Source organism: Mesorhizobium sp. B283B1A, assembly GCF_020165735.1.
Lineage (GTDB): Bacteria > Pseudomonadota > Alphaproteobacteria > Rhizobiales > Rhizobiaceae > Mesorhizobium > Mesorhizobium opportunistum.
Map to the genome: position 1 here is coordinate 66807 of NZ_JAIUIQ010000004.1, position 22099 is coordinate 88905.

29 protein-coding genes are annotated in these 22099 nt (G+C 62.8%); 19 read left to right on the forward strand and 10 right to left on the reverse strand.

From position 1 onward, the window contains the following. The first annotated feature begins 68 nt into the window (after positions 1-68). Positions 69-551, forward strand: coding sequence for a hypothetical protein (locus LB577_RS04140; protein ID WP_224685663.1), 483 nt, complete (start codon positions 69-71; stop codon positions 549-551). 6 nt (positions 552-557) lie between these two features. On the opposite strand, the gene LB577_RS04145 is transcribed toward LB577_RS04140, so the two are convergent. Both LB577_RS04145 and LB577_RS04150 read right to left on the reverse strand, forming a co-directional pair. Next, positions 558-2444 (reverse strand): murein L,D-transpeptidase, encoded by a 1887-nt coding sequence (locus LB577_RS04145; protein ID WP_224685664.1) that lies wholly within the window; start codon positions 2442-2444, stop codon positions 558-560. 207 nt (positions 2445-2651) lie between these two features. Further along, complete coding sequence (locus tag LB577_RS04150; RefSeq protein ID WP_224685665.1) at positions 2652-2801, reverse strand: hypothetical protein; 150 nt, start codon at positions 2799-2801, stop codon at positions 2652-2654. 50 nt (positions 2802-2851) lie between these two features. Here LB577_RS04150 and LB577_RS04155 point away from each other — a divergent pair, with 50 nt between their 5' ends. Then, positions 2852-3247 (forward strand): rhodanese-like domain-containing protein, encoded by a 396-nt coding sequence (locus tag LB577_RS04155; protein WP_140569755.1) that lies wholly within the window; start codon positions 2852-2854, stop codon positions 3245-3247. 12 nt (positions 3248-3259) lie between these two features. Here the strand turns inward: LB577_RS04155 and LB577_RS04160 are convergent, their stop codons facing one another. Next, positions 3260-4165, reverse strand: coding sequence for an alpha/beta hydrolase (locus tag LB577_RS04160; RefSeq protein WP_224685666.1), 906 nt, complete (start codon positions 4163-4165; stop codon positions 3260-3262). A gap of 47 nt (positions 4166-4212) precedes the next feature. Between LB577_RS04160 and LB577_RS04165 the strand changes: the two genes are divergently transcribed. Next, on the forward strand, positions 4213-4665 hold the full coding sequence (locus tag LB577_RS04165) for a MarR family winged helix-turn-helix transcriptional regulator (RefSeq protein WP_013895566.1): 453 nt from the start codon (positions 4213-4215) through the stop codon (positions 4663-4665). Positions 4666-4682: 17 nt separating this feature from the next. Here LB577_RS04165 and LB577_RS04170 read toward each other — a convergent pair whose 3' ends face one another. Together LB577_RS04170 and LB577_RS04175 are read right to left on the reverse strand one after the other, a co-directional pair. Beyond that, entirely contained in the window at positions 4683-5294 is a 612-nt protein-coding gene (locus LB577_RS04170) for a pyridoxamine 5'-phosphate oxidase family protein (RefSeq protein WP_224685667.1), read from the reverse strand. A gap of 70 nt (positions 5295-5364) precedes the next feature. Next, a complete protein-coding gene (locus LB577_RS04175; protein ID WP_023767683.1) occupies positions 5365-5718 on the reverse strand; it encodes a gamma-butyrobetaine hydroxylase-like domain-containing protein in 354 nt (117 codons plus the stop codon). 199 nt (positions 5719-5917) lie between these two features. On the opposite strand from LB577_RS04175, the gene moaA reads away from it, so the two are divergent. The 13 genes from moaA to LB577_RS04240 all read left to right on the forward strand — a co-directional run bounded on the left by moaA (position 5918) and on the right by LB577_RS04240 (position 15646). Continuing rightward, positions 5918-6913 carry a GTP 3',8-cyclase MoaA gene (moaA, locus tag LB577_RS04180; RefSeq protein ID WP_224685668.1) on the forward strand — a complete coding sequence of 332 codons (996 nt, stop codon included), beginning with the start codon at positions 5918-5920 and terminating at the stop codon, positions 6911-6913. Positions 6914-6970: 57 nt separating this feature from the next. Further along, positions 6971-7444 (forward strand): hypothetical protein, encoded by a 474-nt coding sequence (locus LB577_RS04185; protein ID WP_224685669.1) that lies wholly within the window; start codon positions 6971-6973, stop codon positions 7442-7444. Between the two features lie 117 nt (positions 7445-7561). Further along, positions 7562-7921, forward strand: a complete 360-nt coding sequence (locus tag LB577_RS04190; protein WP_013895561.1) for a hypothetical protein — start codon at positions 7562-7564, stop codon at positions 7919-7921. 177 nt (positions 7922-8098) lie between these two features. After that, positions 8099-9019 (forward strand): DMT family transporter, encoded by a 921-nt coding sequence (locus LB577_RS04195; RefSeq protein WP_023767680.1) that lies wholly within the window; start codon positions 8099-8101, stop codon positions 9017-9019. An 86-nt stretch (positions 9020-9105) separates the two neighbouring features. After that, positions 9106-9732, forward strand: coding sequence for a molybdenum cofactor guanylyltransferase MobA (gene mobA / locus LB577_RS04200; protein WP_224685670.1), 627 nt, complete (start codon positions 9106-9108; stop codon positions 9730-9732). Beyond that, a complete protein-coding gene (mobB, locus tag LB577_RS04205; protein WP_224685671.1) occupies positions 9729-10238 on the forward strand; it encodes a molybdopterin-guanine dinucleotide biosynthesis protein B in 510 nt (169 codons plus the stop codon). Before mobA ends, mobB begins: the two co-directional genes overlap by 4 nt. Before the next feature lie 159 nt (positions 10239-10397). Beyond that, positions 10398-11183: an ABC transporter substrate-binding protein gene (locus LB577_RS04210; protein WP_013895557.1), complete on the forward strand. Its 786-nt coding sequence runs from the start codon at positions 10398-10400 to the stop codon at positions 11181-11183. A gap of 79 nt (positions 11184-11262) precedes the next feature. Then, the gene (locus LB577_RS04215) at positions 11263-11982 is read left to right on the forward strand and encodes an ABC transporter permease (protein WP_023767677.1); all 720 of its coding nucleotides are present in this window, start codon (positions 11263-11265) and stop codon (positions 11980-11982) included. Then, positions 11979-12800: an ABC transporter permease gene (locus LB577_RS04220; protein ID WP_224685672.1), complete on the forward strand. Its 822-nt coding sequence runs from the start codon at positions 11979-11981 to the stop codon at positions 12798-12800. Before LB577_RS04215 ends, LB577_RS04220 begins: the two co-directional genes overlap by 4 nt. A 111-nt stretch (positions 12801-12911) precedes the next feature. Further along, positions 12912-13781 carry an NAD(P)-dependent oxidoreductase gene (locus LB577_RS04225; RefSeq protein WP_224685673.1) on the forward strand — a complete coding sequence of 290 codons (870 nt, stop codon included), beginning with the start codon at positions 12912-12914 and terminating at the stop codon, positions 13779-13781. A 6-nt stretch (positions 13782-13787) separates the two neighbouring features. Next, positions 13788-14492 carry a DNA alkylation repair protein gene (locus tag LB577_RS04230; protein ID WP_224685674.1) on the forward strand — a complete coding sequence of 235 codons (705 nt, stop codon included), beginning with the start codon at positions 13788-13790 and terminating at the stop codon, positions 14490-14492. After that, entirely contained in the window at positions 14452-15030 is a 579-nt protein-coding gene (locus LB577_RS04235; protein WP_224685675.1) for a GNAT family N-acetyltransferase, read from the forward strand. Before LB577_RS04230 ends, LB577_RS04235 begins: the two co-directional genes overlap by 41 nt. Before the next feature lie 46 nt (positions 15031-15076). Next, positions 15077-15646 (forward strand): DUF3299 domain-containing protein, encoded by a 570-nt coding sequence (locus LB577_RS04240; protein WP_224685676.1) that lies wholly within the window; start codon positions 15077-15079, stop codon positions 15644-15646. Between the two features lie 117 nt (positions 15647-15763). Here the strand turns inward: LB577_RS04240 and LB577_RS04245 are convergent, their stop codons facing one another. The 4 genes from LB577_RS04245 to LB577_RS04260 form a co-directional block, all read right to left on the reverse strand. Then, positions 15764-16255: an Lrp/AsnC family transcriptional regulator gene (locus LB577_RS04245; RefSeq protein ID WP_006205209.1), complete on the reverse strand. Its 492-nt coding sequence runs from the start codon at positions 16253-16255 to the stop codon at positions 15764-15766. A 108-nt stretch (positions 16256-16363) separates the two neighbouring features. Beyond that, positions 16364-17038 (reverse strand): uracil-DNA glycosylase family protein, encoded by a 675-nt coding sequence (locus LB577_RS04250; protein ID WP_224685677.1) that lies wholly within the window; start codon positions 17036-17038, stop codon positions 16364-16366. Beyond that, the gene (locus tag LB577_RS04255) at positions 16978-17589 is read right to left on the reverse strand and encodes a glutathione S-transferase (RefSeq protein ID WP_224685678.1); all 612 of its coding nucleotides are present in this window, start codon (positions 17587-17589) and stop codon (positions 16978-16980) included. Before LB577_RS04255 ends, LB577_RS04250 begins: the two co-directional genes overlap by 61 nt. A gap of 32 nt (positions 17590-17621) precedes the next feature. After that, a complete protein-coding gene (locus LB577_RS04260; RefSeq protein WP_224685679.1) occupies positions 17622-18245 on the reverse strand; it encodes a thermonuclease family protein in 624 nt (207 codons plus the stop codon). A gap of 75 nt (positions 18246-18320) precedes the next feature. On the opposite strand from LB577_RS04260, the gene LB577_RS04265 reads away from it, so the two are divergent. Further along, complete coding sequence (locus LB577_RS04265) at positions 18321-19841, forward strand: sensor histidine kinase (protein WP_023777336.1); 1521 nt, start codon at positions 18321-18323, stop codon at positions 19839-19841. Between the two features lie 25 nt (positions 19842-19866). On the opposite strand, the gene LB577_RS04270 is transcribed toward LB577_RS04265, so the two are convergent. Beyond that, positions 19867-20865, reverse strand: a complete 999-nt coding sequence (locus LB577_RS04270; RefSeq protein WP_224685680.1) for a nicotinate-nucleotide--dimethylbenzimidazole phosphoribosyltransferase — start codon at positions 20863-20865, stop codon at positions 19867-19869. A gap of 232 nt (positions 20866-21097) precedes the next feature. Here LB577_RS04270 and LB577_RS04275 point away from each other — a divergent pair, with 232 nt between their 5' ends. Both LB577_RS04275 and LB577_RS04280 read left to right on the forward strand, forming a co-directional pair. Further along, on the forward strand, positions 21098-21328 hold the full coding sequence (locus LB577_RS04275; RefSeq protein WP_013895544.1) for a DUF1289 domain-containing protein: 231 nt from the start codon (positions 21098-21100) through the stop codon (positions 21326-21328). A 62-nt stretch (positions 21329-21390) separates the two neighbouring features. After that, positions 21391-22095 (forward strand): TIGR02281 family clan AA aspartic protease, encoded by a 705-nt coding sequence (locus tag LB577_RS04280; RefSeq protein WP_224685681.1) that lies wholly within the window; start codon positions 21391-21393, stop codon positions 22093-22095. Positions 22096-22099 lie beyond the last annotated feature (4 nt).

Consider the following 22099-nt stretch of genomic DNA (forward strand, 5'->3'; position numbering starts at 1 on the left):
CACGACCCTCTCGGCCCCTTGCGTTGGGTCGTCTTTGATGGCTGACTGCATCGGCGCCGCATTGGGGAATGGGCATGGCGACGGCGAAGCACATATTGAAGCGCATCCTGATGATGCTTGCCGGTTATCTGGTCGCCGTGCTGGTCGGCCTGGTCGCCGTGGCGGCGATTTACGGCGTGCTCAGTTCCCTGCCCGATGCGCCCGAATATTTCGACGTCATGGGCGTGACCCCGATCGCGGTCCTGGTGGTGCCGCCGCTCGGCATGTTCGTCTATTTCCTGACCATCGTGGTGACCGGCTTGCAGACGCTCATCTTCGCGCTGATTGCCGAGTTCTTCTCGTTGCGCAACTACCTGCTGCACATGTTCTTTGGCGCCGCAGCCGCTGCCGGCGGCTTCTTCCTGATCTGGCCGGGAACAACGGAGGACATGGATCCTGAACGCTGGGCCGACATCGGCATCATCGCAGCGGCCGGCCTGTTCGCCGGACTTGTCTATTGGCTGATCGCCGGCCGCGAGGCCGGCTTTCGGCGGCCCCTGTCGGCAGGTTGACTATGATCAGCTCGACGGCGAGCGCACCGCTTCGGTCGCGTCCATGGCCTGCTTCAGCCGCGAATCGCGATCGTAGACATCGCCGAAATATTCGACCTTGCCGGACATGTCGGGCCAGGCGGTGAAATAGGCGACATAGACGGGAATCTTGCGGGTCACATCCTGCGTCGAATGCCCATGCTTCAACTTCTCGGCGATATAGTCGACCGAGGTGTCGAGCACGGCGGCGGCCATGCCGCGCGGATCCTGCAGCCGCACGCAGCCATGGCTGAGCGCGCGCATATCCTGCTTGAAGAACGATTTCTGCGGCGTGTCGTGCATGTAGATCGCGTGCTTGTTGGGGAACAGGATCTTCAGTTCGCCCAACGCATTGGCTTCGCTTGGCTGCTGGCGCACGCTGTAGGGGATGTTGGAGCCATAAGCGCCCCAGTTGACCGCCGACGACGGGATGCGCTTGCCGCGCGAATCGGTCACCTCATAGCCGGCACGGTCGAGATAGCCGGGATCGTTGCGCAGCCTGGGCAGCATTTCGTTGACGATGATCGACTGCGGCACGCCCCAATAGGGGTGAAAATCGACCTGCTTGATCTGGTCGTAGAAGAAAGCGGTCTGGTTGGTGGTCCGGCCGATCACGGCGCGCGTCTTCAGCTTTTCCTGGCCGTCGTCGATATAGCTGGCGGTGAATGCCGGCTGGTTGATGAAAACGCGCGGACTGCCAAGGTCGGAAGGCAGCCAGCGCAGTTCTTCCAGCGCCACTTGCACCTTGAGCAGCTTGTCGGCCTTCGACGTCCCGGCCAGCAAGGCGACCGTGCGCGGTCCGATCACGCCGTCACCCTTCATGCCTTCCTTCTGCTGCACCGCCTTGATCAGCGGTATCAGCTCGGGAACGTAGACTTCGCTCGTTGCCAGCCGCGACAGCATCTCGCCATAGGCGCCGCCCATCTCGTCATCGAGATTGCGCGCGATCAGCGTCAGCAGTTTTGGCAGTTCGGGGCTGGTATCGCCCGGCTTCAAAAGCAGCTTGGGATCGACGACGATCTCGTTTTCGGCGCTGGCCTGCAAGGATTCCAGCTCGACGCGCAACGCCTGGTATTCGGGGTTCTGCGGATGACGCGATTCGAGATAAGTGCGCACTTCCTGTGTATGCGCCAAGGTTTTGAGCACGCCGACGAGGTCGAGCGGCTTGGCCGGGAAATCATAATAGCCGGTCATGCGGTTGGGTTCGATTCGGCCGCTCTGGGCGTCATGGGCGTAGCGCAGCACACGTGCTGACAGCGCCATCTCGAAGCGTACGAGTTCCTTCAGCCGTGCCGCCTCGTCGGCCGTCGAGGCGCTGGCCGCGGGCACCTCGACCGTGTAGTCGGCGGGCGTCAGGCCATAGCTCGCGGCCTCGCCCAGCACCCGCACCGCATCCTGCGCACGGCTGTTCGGGGTTGATCCGCCCACCCAGATGAAATCAGGGTTGGCCGAGTAGTAGGCGATCAGCGCCTTGGCGATGTCCGGCTCGGCGTAGAGCTCATAATCGGAAAGCCCTGCAATGGCCTCGTGGAAAGCAGCGACCGTGGCCGATGGCACGAAAGCGGCGTCTTGCGGCGTCGCCGGCTGCGGCGCGGCGGCCAGCGCCGAGAAGTCGACGCGCACCAGCCTGTCGGCCTTGTATGTATAGTAGGAGGGGCTGCTGATCCTCACGCCATCACCGCCGCCAGCCGAAACTTTCGGCTTGGGTTTGTTTGGCGGAGGAGGCGGAAAGTCGCCTTTTGGCGAGTGCTTGACGCCGCCGCCGAACAGCATGTCGAAGAGCCCTTGAGCGCCTGCCTGAGGCGTGCCGAAAGCAAGTGTCGCCGTAATCGCCATCAGCGACACTACGGTTGTTTTTTTACCGAGGAATTTCATGGATCACCCGCTCCGGCCGCAACCGGTTCCCGTTCCGCACGTAAACCGTCCCGCTCACCGCATGGCGGATGTAAGGCGCGACTATACCGATTCATACCGATTTCGTTAAGCTTTCATAAATTTCCGGAAGCCTGTTGCAGAACAGTTTCACAACATCGTGACGGCTGGAGCGAGGGTGTTCGCTCCAGCCCAGGCAACGCCCTGGAATCAGGCGTTGGCGTCTCCGTCGTCGATGGTCAGCGCTGCGCCGGCGCGCGACGGTGCTTCGTGCGCCGCACTGATGGCGACGGTCGCCGGGGCGATGGCCGCGTGGCGGACGATGGCCGGCGCGGACAAGACGTGACAAACGCCAGCCATTGTGCTGGAAATCCAAACAGCAGCCAGATGCGCGATCGGGAGGAAAGCCTGTGAAGAAGGGTTATCGCGAACTGCTGGATGAGGCGAATGCCGAGATCGAAGTGGTTTCGCCGGAGGAAGCCGCTGCACTGCTCGAGGACGAAGGCACCATCTTCGTCGATCTGCGCGATCCGCGCGAGATCGAACGTGACGGCAGGATTCCGGGCGCCAAGCATGTCACCCGTGGCATGCTGGAGTTCTGGATCGATCCCGAAAGCCCCTACCACAAGCCGTTCTTTGCCTCGGAAAAGAGCTTCGTCTTCTTCTGTGCCGGCGGCTGGCGTTCGGCGCTGGCCACCAAGACGGCGCAGGACATGGGGCTTTCGCCGGTCAAGCACATCCTTGGCGGCTACACTGCCTGGAAGGCGGCCGGTTTGCCCGTCGAGCCCGGCGACAAGAAGAAATAGTCTCGACGTCGCTCAATGCAGCAGCGACGGCTCCCGGGCCACGAAGGCGACGGCGCATTCGACCACGCCCTTGTCGGCGAGAATGCGCCGGTGGCCGAGCCCGTCGGCCCAATGCAGCCGCACGTGATCACCGGCGCCGGCATAGCGCCTGGCATGATCGGCTGCCACCTCGCGGTCGTCAGGCGCGTGGATGACAAGTGTCGGCACGGGCGCCTGGGCGAGCTGGCGGTCGCCGGTGAATTCGTGCAGCGGCCGGCCGGAAAGGTGTTGGACACGGTCCGCCATCGCGACCTGTGAGCGCGGCCCGACATTGAGCATGCGGCTGAAGTCGGCGAAGATCGCCGGCAGCGAGCTTGGCGCCGCGATCAGCACCAGACGTCCGGCCGCCAGTGGCGGGACGTTCTTGACCGAACCGGCGATGGCGTTGGCCGCAACGGCGCCGCCGAAGGAATGGCCGATCGCCGCCGCGAATGGACCGAACCATTCGCCGGCGACGCGCACCGCTTCAACGGCGTTGACCATGTTCAGGTGCCTGCCCTGCGACTGGCCATGCCCCGGCAGGTCAAGCGAAACGACCCTGTAGCCGGCCGCGCGATAGCCTTCGATCAAAGCGCGCATATATTCGGTGCGCGAACGCCAGCCATGAACGACGAGCACCGTGCCGGCGGCCGCCCTGCCAGGCTCCGGCCTGAATTCGTGCACCATGACGCAGCTGGTCGCGGTCTTCAGCCGGTGATGGCGCGCTTCGGTCATGAACTCGGCGGCGCGGCCGATGGCGCGGCGCTCGCCGTCTGTCAGCGCCTTGGCGCTCGGCGTGCGGCAGAACAGTTCGAAAGCCGCGCGCCCGGTGATGCGTGGCGCGATATGTTCGGCCGCACCAAACACACCTCGGATGACCTTCAGCCCGAATGATGCCATAGTGAGAATCCATCCATACGTTCAAGCATGAACATAATAGTTCAAAGATGAACAATAGACAAGAGCTACCCTGGGACAACCCGCGTTTTCGCAACTGGGTCGCGGTGGCGCGCGCCTGCCATGTGCTGGAGCGCACGCTGGCGGTGAAGCTCGCGCCGCTCGATCTCAAGCCGGCGCAGCTCGACGTGCTGATGAACCTCTACCGCCATCCCGGCATGTCGCAGCACGACCTTGCCCGCAAGCTGCTCGTCGGCCGCTCCAACATCACCATGCTGCTGCCGCAGCTGGAGGCACGCGGCCTGCTGCGCCGGGAGACCGACGAAAAGGACAGGCGCATCCTGCGGCTCGCTCTGACCGAAGCCGGCGAGGCACTGCTGATGCAGGCGCTGAAAGTGCACATGGCGCTGATCGAAAAGGCGATGAGCCAATCGACGCCGGAACAGTGCGACATGATCGGCGACCAGATGCGCAAGATCTATGAGGTGCTGAAGGAAGCCTAGCACCAAAGGTGCACCGGCTACCACATCGTCTTCTTCGCCCGCTCCGGCCATTCCTTGTCGTAGGTCTCGCCGTCGATGTTCTTGCGGCTGGTGATTTCCAGGATCTGTCCGGGCGTCGGCAGCGACTTCGGATCGACATGCCTGGCCGGGTTCCACAGTTCCGATCGCACGATGGCGCGGGCGCACTGGAAATAGACCGATTCGAGACCGATGACCGTCACCGAGCGTGCCGGCTTGCCGTCGACGCTGAACGACGCGCAAAGCGCTGCATCCGTGGTGATATGGGCCCGACCGTTGATGCGCAGCGTCGTGCCAGAACCCGGCACCAGGAACAGCAGCCCGACACGCGGATCCCTGATGATGTTCTTCAGCGAATCGGCGCGGTTGTTGCCACGCCGGTCCGGCATCATCACCGTTCGCGGATCGACGATCCTGACGAAGCCGGCGAGATCGCCGCGCGGCGAACAGTCGAGCCCCTCCGGTCCGCTGGTCGCCAGGGCGACGAAGGGCGAGGCCTCGATGAAGGCGGCATATTCGGGGATGAGATGGTCGAGTTCCTTGACCAGCGAGGCCTCGCCCGGAATTCCATAGAGCGCCTCGAGCTGCTCGACCGTGGTGATGATGGACATCGTTTTCGCCTCCGAACCTTTGCCGGCGCTACTCCAGGTATGTGACGTCCTGACGACGCCGGCACGCCAATCAGCGATCGCGGCTCAAGCCCTTCTCCGCCAATTCCGCGACATAGGCATTCCAGCGCTCGTCCTTCTCGTGTCCGAGCGTGTGCAGGTAGTTCCAGGTGAAGATGCCGGTGTCGTGGAAATCGTCGAAGGTGATGCGCACGGCATAATTGCCAATCGGCTCGATCTTCAGGATCGCCACATTCCGCTTACCGGGAACCGTCACGCGCTGTTCGGGCGAATGGCCCTGCACTTCCGCCGAAGGCGACGCCACGCGCAAGAGCTCCGCCGGCAGCTCGAAAGGCTGGTGACCGGGAAACGTCACGGTGAGCTGCTTGCGGTCCTTGGAGACCCTGAGTTCTTTTGGCGCGGTCATTCTGTTCGATCCGGTGTCATCCACCCTTCCCTACGCTGCTTCGCCAGGGCGGAAAAGGCCGTTTGAGATGAGCCGACATGCAATGTCGGCCTCGAGATGTTACCAGGGATCAACACCTTCTATCTTGAATGGCTGGCCGCTTCGTATCACATAGCGGTATATAACGATGCCACTCATGGCTACGGGAAGCGCTTTAAGCATGGACATGATCGACCCCTTCGGTCGCACGATCAGCTATCTCAGAGTGTCGGTCACCGACCGCTGCGATTTCCGTTGCACCTATTGCATGGCCGAGGACATGGCCTTCCTCCCCAAGAAGGATCTGCTGTCGCTGGAAGAACTCGACCGGCTCTGCACCGTCTTCATCGAAAAGGGTGTCAGAAGGCTGCGCCTCACCGGCGGTGAACCGCTGGTGCGCAAGAACATCATGCATCTGGTGCGCCAGCTGTCGCGGCATCTCGAAAGCGGCGCTTTGGAAGAATTGACGCTGACGACCAACGGCTCGCAGCTTGCGCGCTTCGCCGCCGAACTCGCCGATTGCGGCGTCAAGCGCATCAATGTTTCGCTCGATACGCTCGACGCCGACAAGTTCCACAAGATCACCCGCTGGGGCCATCTCGACAAGGTCATGGCCGGCATCGACGCCGCTCAGGCGGCCGGGCTGAAGGTCAAGCTCAACGCGGTGGCGCTGAAGGATTTCAACGACGCCGAACTGCCCGAGATGATGCGCTGGGCGCATGGCCGCGGCATGGACCTGACGGTCATCGAAACCATGCCGATGGGCGAGATCGACGCCGACCGCACGGACCAGTACCTGCCGCTGTCGCTGCTGCGTGCCTCGCTGGAGCGCCAGTTCACCTTGACCGACATCCCCTTCAAGACCGGCGGCCCGGCGCGCTACGTTCATGTCGCCGAGACCGATGGAAAACTCGGCTTCATCACGCCGATGACGCACAATTTCTGCGAGAGCTGCAACCGCGTCCGGCTGACCTGCACCGGCACGCTCTATATGTGCCTCGGCCAGGAAGATGCTGCCGATCTGCGTGCGCCCTTGCGTGCGTCCGAAGGCAATGAGTTGCTCGCCGACGCTATCGACGAAGCCATCGGCCGCAAGCCCAAAGGTCATGATTTCATCATCGACCGCCGAACCAGCCGCCCAGCGGTGTCCCGGCATATGAGCGTCACCGGCGGCTGACCTTCCCACGGATCTGTGCAAGGATTGCCTCGTGGCCTTTGGACTACGGGGTAACGCATGAGGCGGTTCTTTTCGATCGTGACGTCTTTCGCGATGATTTCGGCAAGCGCCGCGATTGCCGCGCCTTTCACCTATGTGAACGAGCGTTTCGGCACGGTCTGCACCTTCCCGGATGAGATATTCAACGATCACCAGCCTGAGCCGGAAAATGGCGACGGACAGGTATGGCTGAGCGCGGACGGCGCCAGCCTGACCTGCTCCGGCATCGCCAGCATCGACGACGAAACCCCGAAAGGATTTGTCGCCGAAGAGAAGGTGAGCAAGGAGCCAGGCTACAAGATCACCTACAGCAAGACCGGCAAGGACTGGGCGGTGTTGTCGGGGGTCAAGAACGACAAGATCTTCTACGAGCGGCGTTTGTTCGGAAAGGACGGCGTCATCCGCACGGTGTGGATCGATTACCCGCCGGCTGTGAGATCGAAATACGACCCGCTGGTCGGTGCGATCGCCGGCAGCCTCAAAGGGCCATGAGCATTCTCGGGCACATCCCAGAAAAAGTCTGATCCGCAAACGGTTGTCGGATTTACCGCCAGCACGTTCCGGCCTAGCTTTCGCTCGGCGGAATCGTCGCTCACAGGGGGTTACATCATGCGCAAACTCATTCTTTCTCTCGCATTGCTCGGCCTTGCGGCCGTGCCCGCGGCGGCCCAGTCGATCGGCGGCACCTACACCGTTGCCGGCACCAATTTCGACGGATCGCCCTATGGCGGCGAAGCCACCATCACGCTGACCAGCGGAACCACCTGCACGATTCATTGGGAAACGGGCGGCTCTTCTTCCGACGGTATCTGCATGCGCAACGACAATGCCTTTTCGGCCGGCTATGTCATGGACAAGGACATCGGCCTCGTCGTCTACAAGGTTCAGGATGATGGCTCGCTGCATGGCCTGTGGACGATCGCCGGCAAGGAAGGTAACGGCACCGAGATCCTGACGCCGAAGAAATAGCCATCGCGGCGGCACGGCTTGTCGGGATGCGAATTCGCTTTCCGGCAGATACGCGACGAATCCGGACATGATTTCCCACCAGGACGATGGGTGACCGGGCCCTGGTACAGCCCTTTGCCGTTGCTGTTTCGCGGCGGGCTATTACAGGCTTGCTTGCCAAAGCAACCGGTAGATGTCTTGCCTCTTTCTCCAAATCTTCGCGGCGCGTTGTTCATGATGGTGGCGATGGTTGGCTTCACGCTCAACGACGCCATCACCAAATACTCGTCGCAATCGATGAACATGGCGCAGGTCATGCTGATCAGGGGAGCGTTTGCCTCGCTCTTCGTCGGCCTGCTGGCCTGGCAGCGTGGCGCGCTTTTCCAGCCGCGCCTGATGCTGCAGCCTTTGGTGGCAATCCGCGTCCTGGCCGAAGCCGGCGCCACGGTGTCATTCCTCGTGGCGCTGGCCCATCTGCCGATCGGCAGTGTCTCGGCCGTTCTGCAGGCGCTGCCGCTGGCGGTGACGATGGGTGCGGCGCTGTTTTTCGGCGAAGCGGTCGGCTGGCGTCGCTGGCTGGCGATCGCCGCCGGTTTCGCCGGCGTTATGATCATCGTGCGGCCGGGCTTTGACGGTTTCAGCCTGTATTCCCTTTGGGCGCTGGCCAGCGTTGCCTGCTGCACCGTGCGCGATCTCGCCACCAGGCGCATCCCTCAGGCCATCCCGACCATGCTCGTCTCGACCGCCACCGCCCTTGCGATGACCGTCGTCGGCGCGGCGTTGCTGGCGCCGATGGGCGGCTGGACGCCGATGAGCGGCAAAAGCACGGCGCTGCTGGCGCTGGCGGCGGTGCTGGTGCTCGTCGGCTATCAGTTCATCATCATGGCGATGCGCTCGGGCGAAATCTCCTTCGTCGCGCCATTCCGCTACACCGCACTCCTTTGGTCCATACTGCTCGGCTTGATCGTCTTCGGCGATTTTCCGGACGCGCCGATGATCGTCGGCGCAACAATAGTCGTCGGCTCTGGTCTCTATACGCTTTATCGCGAACGGGTGGTCGGCCGGCGAAGGATCGTCGCCGAAAGCACCGGGCCGGCCATGGCGCCAGATGGTATCTAGATGGGATCTAGCCGGATGGGATCTGGAAAGACGGGATCCAGGAAGTTGCTTGCGATTTTCGGCGGCAGGCCTACAGGCTGAGTGTCATGAAGCGAGACGTAGCCGGGATCATCCTGGCCGGTGGCCAATCGAGACGAATGGGCGGCGGCGACAAGAGCCTGTTGCCGCTTGGCGGCGGCTGCGTGCTAGACCAGGTGCTGTCGCGCTTCGGCCCGCAGATCGAGACCCTGGCGCTGAGCGCCAATGGCGATCCGGAACGCTTTTCCCGTTTCGGTTTGCCCGTGCTTGCCGACACGGTCCCGGGCTTTGCCGGTCCGTTGGCCGGCATCCTGACCGGTCTCGAATGGGCCGTTGCCGGCAGGCTTTGCGAGGCGATCGTCACCGCGGCCGGCGATACGCCTTTCCTGCCGCTTGACCTCGTCGACCGCCTGGCGGCGGCGGCAGGCGAGCATCCAGGGTCAATTGCCGTCGCCTCTTCGGCTGGCCGGCGGCATCCGACCTTCGCGCTGTGGCCGGTCGAATGCCGTGACGCGCTGCGGCACTTCCTGATCGAGGAGGACAACCGGCGGGTTTCAGCCTTCATCGAGCGCCATGGTCATGTCGAGGTGGAATTCCCGGTCCTGCAATCCGCCGGGCTCGACCCTTTCTTCAACATCAACGTGCCCGACGATCTTGCCCAGGCCGCGCGCCTGATGCAGAGCATGACGCCATGAACAGACGCGTCTTCGGCATCACCGGCTGGAAAAACTCCGGCAAGACCACACTGACCGAAAAGCTGGTCGCCGAGTTCGTGCGGCGCGGCTGGAAGGTCTCGACGGTCAAACATGCCCATCATGATTTCGACATCGACAAGCCGGGCGCCGACAGCTTCCGCCATCGGCAGGCCGGCGCCACCGAGGTTGCGATCGTGTCCGGCAACCGCTGGGCGCTGATGCACGAGTTGCGTGGCGAGGATGAGCCGCCGCTGGATGGTATCCTCTCGCGGCTCGCCCCGTGCGACATCGTGCTGGTCGAAGGCTACAAGCGCGAATCCCACCGCAAGATCGAAACCAGGCGGCTGGAAGCAAAGGACCGGACGCCGCTTTCGGCAAGTGATCCCAATATTGTCGCTGTCGCCGCGGATTTCGCCATCGCGGACAAGAACCTGCCGGTATTCGCCCTCGACGACGTAAAATCGATAGCCGACTTCATCGAGCGCACGACCGGCCTCGTTGCCTGAGAACTAACGTAACGGCAGAACGCGATTGCCGATCTTGGTGGTTTTGCAGTTGCTTTTTTCTTGGAAAGAGTGGGAGTATCGCCCTCAGCGGGCGGTCAAAAGCACCGCCCCACAGAGCCGTTTCGGAACGACGGCCGGGACCATAAAGAGAGGACTATCATGCGTATTGCACTGCGTATCGCGCTCGCCGCTTCGGCCGCGCTGCTGACGCTCGGCGTAGCCCAGGCCCAGGAGAAAACCCTGAGGATCGGCACCGAGGGCGCCTACCCCCCGTTCAACAACCTGACCTCTGACGGCAAGCTCGTCGGCTTCGACATCGACATCGCCCAGGCGCTTTGCGACCAGATGAAGGTCAAGTGCACCTTCGTCGCCCAGGATTGGGACGGCATCATCCCGGCGCTCCAGGCTGGCAAGTTCGACGCCATCGTCGCTTCGATGTCGATCACGCCGGAGCGGAAGGAGAAGGTCGACTTCTCGCACAAATACTACAACACACCCTCGGCGCTCGCCGTGCCGAAGGACTCGACGCTGAAGGGTGTGACCAAGGAAGATCTCGCCGGCAAGACCATCGGTGTCGCCACCACGACCACCCATTTCAACTATGCCTCGAAGACCTACACCGACAGCACCGTGAAGGGCTATCCGAGCAGCCCCGAGGAGCAGGCGGATCTTGCCAATGGTCGTCTCGACGCCATCGAGGACGATATTGTCGTGCTGCAGCAATGGCTGGATTCGCCTGATGGCGCCTGCTGCAAGATCCTCGGCCAGCCGTCGCCGCAACCCGTCGATATCTTCGGACCGGGCGCAGGCATTGCGGTGCGCAAGGGCGAGACCGACCTGGTCAACAAGCTCAATGAAGCCATCGACGCCATCCGCGCCAATGGAAAATACAAGGAAATCAACGACAAGTACTTCAAGTTCGACGTCTACGGCGCCGAGTCCTGATAGACTGGTTCAAGACGGCGGGGAACTCCCCGCCGTCTTTCTATTCATCTTGGGAACGCCGTGGGGATAAGATCCGTCGATGCCAGCCCAGAGCATATGGACACTTCTCAGTTGGGGACCTGATGGCTGGAGTGACGATATTGCGTATGGCATCGTAGTAACGGTTCTGCTTGCGCTGGCGACGCTGCCCATTGGTTTGACGATTGGCTTTTTCATTGCGCTGGGCAAGCAATCCGAAGAGCCCTCGCTGCGCCTCGCCGCCAATATCTACACCACGGTCTTCCGTGGCCTGCCGGAACTGGTGACGCTCTTCCTGTTCTTCTTCGGCGTGCCGATCCTGCTGCAGCACCTCATCCGCTATTTCCGGCCTGAAGCAACGATCGACGTCAACAGCTTCGTCGCCGGTATGATCGTGCTCTCGCTGATCTTCTCATCCTACGCCAGCGAGGTTTTCCTTTCGGCCTTTCGTGCCATCCCGAAGGGGCAATATGAGGGTGGCTACGCCATCGGACTTTCGTACGGGCAGACAATGCGCAAGGTGATCTTGCCGCAGCTGCTGCGCATCGCCTTCCCCGGTCTCGAGAATTGCTGGCTCAGCCTGTTGAAGGACACCTCGCTGGTGTCGGTCGTCGGTCTGGCGGAGACGTTGCGCAACGCCGGTGTGGCCGCTCGCGTGACGAAACATTCGTTCCTGTTTTATGGCGTGGCGGCCTTGGTCTTTCTCGGTCTGGCCATCGTGTCGTCCTTCGCCACCAGCGCCATCTTGCGCTCGCTCGGCAAACGGGAGGCGCAACGATGAGTGCCACCGCCACCATGGTTGAACGGCCGCCGCCACAGCTGCGCGGCTGGCCACGCAAGCGTATCGTCGGCTATGCGCTGGTTGGCCTGTGGATAGCCTTCGGCCTCGGCATCGTCAGCTATCTCTTCTTTGCCTGGAACGCCGCCTTCTTCGCCAAATATGCGCCCGCCTATATGCGGGGGCTGGGCGTCACCCTGTCGCTGGTGGCCATTTCGATGGTGCTTGGCGCCGTTCTGTCGGTGCCTGTTGCCTATGGGCGTATGTCCAGGAACCGGATCCTGTCCGGCCTTGCCTATTGCTACGTCTACTTTTTCCGGGGCACGCCGCTGCTGGTTCAGACGTTCCTGGTCTATTACGGGCTGGGTTCGTTCCGGCCGGAGCTCCAGATGATCGGGCTTTGGGATTTTTTCAAGGATGCCTTCAACTGTGGCGTCTTTGCCTTCTCGCTCAACACTGCCGCCTACCAGGCGGAAATCCTGCGCGGCGCCATCGAGAGCGTGCCGAGGGGCCAGTGGGAAGGAGCTGCTTCGCTTGGCCTGCACAAATTGCAGACGCTGCGCAAGATCGTCCTGCCGCAAGCGCTGATCGTCGCCTTGCGGCCTTACGGCAATGAATTGATCCTGATGGTCAAGGCGTCGGCGATCGTCGCCATCATCACCGTCTACGACCTGATGGGCAATGCAAAACTCGCCTTCGCCAACTCCTTCGACATCCAGGCCTATATCTGGGTTGCCCTGGTGTACCTTGTGATGGTCGAGTTGTTGCGCCATGGCATCGAATGGATCGAGCGGCGGATCACCATCCACCTGAAACGTTGATCATTTTCGATTCGGCTGTACCAGTCGATCGGACCATGCGCGTCTTGACGAATTGAGCGCAGAGCCTAGAGCTTTCGCAACAATTCCATTTTCAGTCTGAAGGGCAAGCTCATGGCATCTGTGGCATTTCTCGGTCTTGGCGTCATGGGCTATCCCATGGCCGGGCACCTGAAGAACAAGGGCGGCCACGACGTCACCGTCTACAACCGCACCCGCGCGAAAGCCGAACAGTGGGTCTCTCAACATGGCGGCAGCCTTGCCACCACGCCGGCGCAGGCCGCCGAGGGCAAGGATTTCGTCTTTTCCTGCGTCGGCAATGACGACGATCTGCGCTCGGTGACGACAGGTCCCGAAGGCGCGTTCAAGGCGATGAAGAAAGGTTCGGTCTTCATCGACAACACCACGGCCTCGGCGGAAGTCGCGCGCGAACTGGCGGAAGCCGCGCGGTCGAGCGGGTTTTCCTTCCTCGACGCGCCGGTCTCCGGTGGCCAGGCCGGCGCCGAGAACGGCGTGCTGACGGTCATGGTCGGTGGTGATCAGGCTGCTTTCGACAGCGCAAGGCCGATCATCGACACCTATGCCCGCATGGTTGGACTGATGGGGCCGGTGGGCGCCGGCCAGCTCACCAAGATGATCAACCAGATCACCATTGCCGGTCTCGTGCAGGGTTTGGCCGAAGGCATCCATTTCGGCAAGAAGGCCGGGCTCGACATCGAGAAGGTGATCGAGGTCATTTCCAAGGGCGCGGCCGGCTCCTGGCAGATGGAGAACCGGCACAAGACGATGAGCGCCGGAAAATATGATTTCGGTTTCGCCGTCGACTGGATGCGCAAGGATCTCGGCATTTGCTTGGCGGAGGCCGACCGCAACGGCGCCAGCCTGCCGGTGACCGCGCTCGTCGACCAGTTCTACAAGGACGTGCAGGCGATGGGCGGCAAGCGTTGGGACACGTCCTCGCTGCTGGCGCGGCTGGAGAAGTAGGCGACGATGTCCCTGCCCGTTCCAGGTTGGACCGCGCAGGACATCGTCACGCATCTGCGCTCGATCGGCACCGAGGAGAACCGCGCCGGCATGGCGCGGTTCGGCATCAACACCGCGACCGCGCTCGGCGTCGGCAACACGGATTTGCGGCCCCTGGCGCGCAAGGTGAAGCGCAACCACGAGCGCTCCCTGGCGCTGTGGAACAGCGGCATTCGCGAAGCGCGGCTGATGGCGGCGTTCACCGGCGAGCCGAAGAGGATCACCATCGAAGATTGCCGCCGCTGGGCCGGCGACTTCAATTCCTGGGAGATCGTCGACACTGTCTCCGACCTGTTCGTCGATACGCCGTTCTGGCGCGACTTGATCGAGGAGTTCGCCGCCGACGAGCGTGAATTCGTCCGCCGCACGGCCTTCGCCATGCTCGCATGGGCGGCTGTGCATCTGAAAAAGGAGCCGGACGCGACGTTCCTGTCCTACCTACCCTTGATCGAAGCCCATGCCGGCGATGAGCGCAACTTCGTCAGGAAGGCGGTCAACTGGGCGTTGCGGCAGATCGGCAAGCGCTCGACGGACTTGCATGCCCCTGCCCTTGTCCTGGCGCGGAAACTTGCGACCGCCACGGACAAGACCGCGCGCTGGATCGGCAAGGACGCCGCGAAGGAACTATCCGATGCCAAGACACTCGAACGCCTCGCCGCCAGAAAAGTTTGACGTCGCCAATATCCGTTTCACCGACGTGACGCGGGCAACGCGCAGCAGCTTCGAGACCTTGTTCGAACAGCTTGGCGCGCCGAAATACTGCTGGTGCATGGCTTGGCGGCGCTCCGGCCGCGAGCACATCCAGAGCGACGAGAAGAAACGCTTGATGACGGCGCTCATCGATACCGGCACACCAGTCGGCATCCTCGCCGAGATAGGCGGCAAGGCGGTCGGCTGGTGTTCGGTTGCGCCCCGCGAAACCTACCGCAAGCTTTCAAATCGGCAGGACGACAGCGAGACCGGCGTGTGGTCGATCGTCTGCTTTTATGTGCCAAGGGCGCTGCGCGGCGGCGGCCTTGCCTCCGCATTGCTCGACGCAGCCATTGACCATGCCTTCGCCAAGGGGGCGCGCATCATCGAGGCCTATCCGGTGGAGGATGCGTCGCCGAGTTATCGTTTTATGGGCTTTCGCGATATGTTTGCGGTTCGCGGCTTCCACGAGATCGGCATGGCCGGTTCTCGCCGACATGTGATGCGGTTGGAGCGTTGACGTCGTCGGCGTCGGCGTCTTTACTCGTCCGCAAAGGAAGCGGCCGATGAGCAATCTTCTCAAGTCGATCGTAGCGCTCGCGGCCGCACCGTTTGCATCCGCAATCACTTCCGCCTCGGCCGAAACCGCACATATCTTCTGGAAGGATCTCCGCCCGGCGACCCAGGCGGTTGCCGAAGACGCAGGGTTGCCGATGATCGCGGCAAAGCTGCCCGATCACGGCGAGACGCTGTCGCTCGATCTGAGGGACAGGACCATAGAATTGGCCGGCTATGCATTGCCGGTCGATCGCGACGGCGACCTCGTCTATCAGTTTCTGCTTGTGCCATGGACGGGTGCGTGCAGCCACATGCCGACGCCACCGCCCAACCAGATCGTGCTGGTCACGCCAGCCCATCCATACAGGATGTCGCAAGCCTACCAGCCAGTGGCCGTCACCGGCGCCCTGAGGCCGGACATGGAGAAGAGCCAGCTGTTCATTCTCGACGGCGTCAGCGTCATTCAGTCCGGATATAGCGTGCGCAAGGCGGAGGTGGTCGGCGTCGACACCGTACCGGACACGATCACCTTGCCGGTGAATTCGCCCTGGAGTTTCCTCAACAAAAAGAAGAACTGAGCGAGCCGCCTCGTCTTAATGCATGTCGCACAAAAGTGACCTCGGTTTTGGGAGAACGACATGCATGAAAACAAAGACCTAAAGCGCGTCGCATGAATCCGTTCAGCGCCACGCGCTTTAGGCCGCGTTGGCACCCGATTCCTTGTCCAGCACCATGTAGTCGAGCGGGATTTCGGTGGTGTACTTGATCTGCTCCATGGCGAAGGACGACGACACGTCACGGATCTCGATCTTGGCGATCAGCCGTTTGTAGAAGGCGTCATAGGCGGCAATATCGGGCACCACGACGCGCAAGAGATAATCGACGTCACCGCTCATGCGGTAGAACTCGACCACCTCGGGAAATTCCTGGATCACCTCGGAAAACCGCCGCAGCCATTCATGGCTGTGCGAATTGGTCCGGATCGACACGAAGACGGTGACCCGCACATTGACCTTCTCATGATCGAGGATGGCGACGCGCCGCTTGATGACGCCTTCCTCCTCGAGCTTCTGGATCCGGCGCCAGCAAGGTGTGGTCGACAGGCCGACTTTCTTGGCGACATCGGCGACCGCGAGCGTCGCGTCCTCCTGCAGGAGGCGGAGAATTTTTCTGTCGAGGCGGTCCATTGAAGCGCTCCTGGGGAATGGATTGGCTATACTCCCTCTTATTTCGGCCGTTCACAAGAAAGAAATTCTGCCGAACGGCGTAAAAGCGAGTGATTTCTTGCTGAATGCCTAACCGAGGCGATAGCGGATTTCCGACCGCAGGAAAGGCAGCAAATCCATTTCAAACCACGGATTCTGCTTCAACCAGCCGGTGTTGCGCCAAGACGGATGCGGCAGCGGCAAGACTTTGGCACCAACGGAATTCTCCCAGATGGCGCGCCAGTCCCTCACCGTTTCCGTCAGCGAGGGGCGGCGCGCGGCGCCCATGTGCCAGGACTGCGCATAGATGCCGATCGTCAGCACCAGGTCTATCCGCGGCATCAGGGCCATCAAGGGCGCGCGCCAGGCGGGCGCGCATTCGCGCCTCGGCGGCAGGTCGCCGCCCTTGGCGTCCTGTCCGGGAAAGCAGAAGCCCATCGGCACGATGGCGAATTTCTCCGTGTCGTAGAATTCGTCGCTGGTCACGCCGAGCCAGTTGCGCAGGCGGTCGCCCGAAGCATCGGTGAACGGCATGCCTGACAGGTGCACCTTGGTTCCCGGCGCCTGGCTGGCAATGAGGATGCGGGCGCTGGACGATGGCCGCAGCACCGGCCGCGGCTCATGCGGCAGCGGTTTACCGATGGGATTTTCGACGCAGATGCGGCAGGCGCGGACTGCCGCCGCGAAGCTGTCGAGTTCCTCGCTCAAGCAGCCGCACTCGGCCGGCTGGAGATCGCCTGATGCCAACGCAACACATTGGTGCATTCCTCCGGCACCTTGATGCGTGCCGGTTTCATGAAGTCGATGGCGATCAGGCCGGTGATATCGGCAATCGAATAATCGTCGCCGGCGGCGAATTCCCGGTTCGCCAACCCGCCGTCGAGAAGTTTGAGAAATTCGACAGCCTTCGGCTTGTTGGCCTCGCCCCATTCGGGGATCTGCGGGATTTCCCAGTCCTTCATGGCCGGATGGATGTGGCGAAAAGCCTGCGTGACGCTGCTGAGCAGGTTGAACTCCATCCGCCGCTGCCACATCTCGACCTGCGCCTTGCCGAGCGCACCGCGTCCGAACAAGTCCGGCTCCGGATGCAGCTCCTCGAAATAGCGGCAGATGGCGACGGATTCGGTGATGACGGTGCCGTCATCGAGCTCCAGCACCGGCAGCCTTTGCAAAGGGTTACGCGAACGTACCGCCTGGCCCTTGTGCTCCAGCGCACCCATGTCGATGGGCACCAGCGGCACCGCGATCCCCTTTTCGGCAAGGAAAACACGAACCCGCCGCGGGTTGGGCGCCCGGCCACCGTCGAAGAGCTTCATTCGATCCTCCTTTTCCTTCAAACAGATACGCTTCACCAGAAGCGAAAAATCTCCCGAGCGGCGTCGCCAATCGACGCCAGCCTACCGTGTTTTCGTTCGACGACCTCGCCGTGATGGCTGTCACGCCAGTCCTGCGGCTGATCGAACGTGCCCGCCCAGATACCAGATTTCGCCGCGCGGGCAGTCGCTTCCTCGCTTTCGAAGCCGCCATAGGCAACGGCCCAGCCGGCTTCGACCTGGGCGCGGTTGAGGTCTGTGCCCCCGGTCTTGCAGTCGCCAAGCAACCGGCCATAGCGGTCACGCTGCCAGCCGCTGCAGGTGACGGGCCTGCCGGCGATCAGGCGTACCAGCGACTGGCGCGCGAGCGTTCCACAGGGATAATCGGCGCCGTTCCTGCGGCAGGTCTGGGTGTATTCAGGGGCGTCGATGCCGCGCATGCGGATGCGTTCGGTGCCAAGCGTGATGGAATCGCCGTCATTGACGATGGCCGCGCCTTGCGTCTTGCGCGTCTCGACCCGGTCGAGGCGCGCCGCGAGCAAGATCAGCAGCCCCAGGATAATGGCAGCCAGCCCGTAGTCCAGCACCTTGCGCCACAGGCTTCTCTGGCGCGGCGCGGCGTATCGCCGGCGCGGTCTTGGCGACCAGGAATGACTCATATGGCAAACGGTTGGTTAATCATTCGAACGTAGCTTAACACCTTGAAATCGCTGCGCGCATAAATTGAAGTTTCCATGCCTTTGCAACGCTCGAACACAGCGGACAAGTTCATTGTGGACCGCAGGAAACCCCATCGCAACAGCGATGTGGCACGCGCGGTGCGCAAGACGCGCGACCGTCTTTCCCAGCAGGCCGGTAGTCTCGATTTCGACCGTGAACTCCTGAAACTGCACGCCCGCGCGATGACAAGCGGCGCCGTGGTCATCCCGCTGCTCGTCCTGGCGATCGCCGCGGCCGGCTGGCTCGCCGGTGTCGGCAATGAGATTGGGCTCTGGGCGCTGTTCACGCTCACCTGCTACACGATCGTCGTCTTCATGGCGCGTCGGATCGAGCGCACGGAAGCTTCCGAGCTCAACCCATTGCAAGCGCGCGGGGAATTCCTGGTTGGCCATTTCCTTTGCGGTCTCGGCTGGGCATGGTTCGTCTGGCTGGGCTGCGGCGCCTGCGCGGTCGATCAGTTCCATGTGGTCAAGGCGGTGGTGCTGTTGTTTGCCATGGCAGGAACGGCGGTCATGGCCTCGTCCCTGCGCGGGGCACTGTTGGCGACCTTTGCCGTTCCGGTGGCGCTCTATGCCTATGCCGGCGCCAAGCTGTGGATGCCGCTCGAGGCGATCATGGCCGGACTGCTGGTCTTGTCATTGCCTTTCTTCGCCTATGTCGCCCGTCACCTCAACGATTCATCCCTCATGATGTTGTCGTTCCGCTCGGAGAAAGACGCGTTGATCGCCGAATTGGAGACGGCGAAATCGATGTCGGATGAGGCGCGGCGGCGGGCCGAGGACGCCAATTTGGCAAAATCGCGTTTCCTCGCTTCGATGAGCCATGAATTGCGCACGCCTCTCAACGCCATTCTCGGCTTTTCCGAGGTGATGGCGAACGAAGTGCTGGGACCGATGAGCAATCCGACCTATCGCGACTACGCGCATGACGTGCATGATTCCGGCCAGCATCTGCTCGACCTGATCAACGAGATCCTCGACCTGTCGCGCATCGAAGCCGGCCGGTACCAGCTCAATGAAGAGCCGGTGATGTTGCTCAACATCGTCGAGGATTGCTGCCACATGATGGAGCTGAAGGCACGCAACAAGGATATTCGCGTGATCCAGGATTTCGAACAGACATTGCCGCGCCTGTTCGCCGATGAGCGCGCCTTGCGCCAGATCACGCTCAACCTTCTGTCCAACGCCATCAAGTTCACCGCCACCGGCGGCGAGATCCGCGTGCGCGTCGGCTGGACGGCGGGCGGTGGACAGTACATTTCGATCAAGGACAATGGCCCGGGCATCCCCGAGGACGAGATCCCGGTGGTGCTCTCGGCGTTCGGCCAGGGCTCGATCGCAATCAAGAGCGCCGAGCAAGGCACGGGGCTTGGCCTGCCGATCGTGCAAGGCCTGCTCGCCATGCATGGCGGCGAGTTCGAACTTCATTCCAAGCTGCGCGAAGGCACCGAGGCGATCGCCATCTTCCCGCTGAGCCGGGTGATGGAAGAACTGCCGGCGCTGCCGACCGCGGCGGTGGCGGCACGGCGGCGATAGCGGATTTCATCGAAGCGCGGAGCGTCTAGCCCCGAACCGCCGCCGCCATGCCCGAGCTGGTCAATGCCGCCGCCTTGATCAGGCCTGCGCCAAGTGCTGCCCCTGCCCCTTCGCCGTGGCTTATGCCCCATTCGAGCAGCGGCCGAAGGCCGAGCCGTTCGGCAGCCTGGGCGTGGCCCGGCTCCGGCGACAGGCTGGCAAGAAGACAATGGTCTATTGCCGAAGGGTTCGCGGCATGCAGCACCGCCGCGGCGGCCGTCGCGGCAAAGCCATCGATCAGCACGGGGATATTCTGCATCCGCGCGGCGAGGATGGCGCCCGCCATCGCCGCGAACTCGCGACCGCCGACCCGGCGCAGCACCTCCAACGGGTCATCGAGATGGCCGGCGTGAAAGGCCAGCGCCGCACCGACGACGTCCGCCTTGCGGGCCTGCATCGCCGCATCGGCGCCGGACCCCGGGCCGACCCAGTCGGCACCCCTGCCCCCGAACAGCGCAGCGAGCAGGGTGGCGGCGACGGTCGAATTGCCGACGCCCAGATCGCCGAGGCAAAGCAGGTCGGTGCCGCCGGCAATCGCTTCCATGCCGAAGGCCATGGTGGCCGCGCAGCCGCGCTCGTCGAGCGCGGCGTCCTCGGTGATGTCGCCGGTCGGGATGTGCAGGGCAAGATCGAACACTTTCAGCCCGAGGTCGTTGGCAATGCAGATCTGGTTGATCGCCGCGCCGCCGGCCGCGCAAAGCTCGACCGCGTTGGCGGTCGCCGCCACCGGACGCGGCGAAATGCCGTGCCTGACAACCCCATGATTGCCGGCAAAGACCGCCATCAGCGGTCTTGTCACCGCGGGCGGAGCCCGGCCGCTCCAGGCCGCAAGCCACGCGGCGACGTCCTCTATACGGCCAAGCGAATTCCCCGGTTTGTCGGCTTTGGCGAACAGCGTGCGTACGCGTGCCTGGGCTGTCATGTCGGCTGCCGGCAGGTTGGCGAGCAAGTTGCGAAAATCGTCGAAAGGCAGTGCGCTGGTCATGTCGGGAGCAATCGTTCCTGGAGATGGTGAGCGGCATAGCTGCCTTGCGTGATCGGCACAACCTCTCGATCGTCCTTCCGCCCGGTCGCCCTTCTTGCCCGATCGTCCTTCTTGCTTGATTGCCGCAAAGACGGCGGCGGAGGGCGCGATCGCGAGGGCTTGCATTGGCTTTGCCGTTGCACCATGTGGAGGTGGAACGAGGGATTCCGAGCGGAAACCTCAAGAGAAAGTCATGACGGCCATCGAATCCCCGTGCATCCTGGTCTGCTCGATCGACATGAAGACCGGCTTCTGCTTCGGCTGCGGCCGCACGCGCGAGGAAATCGGTGCCTGGATGGGGATGACGCCGGAAACGCGCCGCAGCGTGATGGCCGAACTGCCGGCCCGGCTGGAAACGGTCGAGCGCCGGCCGCGCCGGGAAACGCGCCGCACCCGCATGGCGCGCGAACGCGACGCACTCTAAAGCAGTTGACCATTTCACGGAAACGGCGAACTGCTCTAACTCTTTGGTTTGATGAGGCACGGATGGGCCGGCTGTTCTGGATTCTGATGGCCGTGATCGGCATGGGGGCAGTCCTGCTCATGCTCAACGATTCCGCCGGCAGCACGCTCGGCGTCGACAATGACGATTTCGGCCGGCTGATCTGGCTTGGCGCCTTCGGTGCCCTTATCGGTGCCGGCCTGCTGCGGTCGGGCCGCCCGTGGGGCGATATGGCCCGCAATCTTGGCGCCTGGGCGGCAATCGTGCTCGCGCTGATCGCCGGCTATCAGTATCGCTACGAACTGCAGGACGTTGCCAGCCGGGTGACCGCGGGCCTCGTTCCCGGCAGTCCGCTGGCGCTCGGCGTCGAAGACGGCCACGCCACCGTGACCCTCGACAAGGCCGACAATGGCCACTTCGAAGCGCGCATCCTGATCAACGGCAACCCGGTGCGCGCCGTGGTCGACACCGGCGCGACCAGCACCGTGCTGACATCGCAGGACGCACAAGCCGCAGGCTTCAATCCGGCGGTGCTCAACTACACGATACCGGTTTCGACCGCCAACGGCATGGCGCGCGCCGCAGCCGTCAAGACCAACGAGGTGGCGATCGGCGGGATCGTGCGCAAGGACATGTCGGTGATGGTGGCGGCACCCGGCATGCTCAGCCAAAGCCTGCTCGGCATGAACTTCATCGGCTCGCTGTCGGGCTTCGACGTGCGCGGCGACCGCATGATCCTCCGGGACTGAGGTG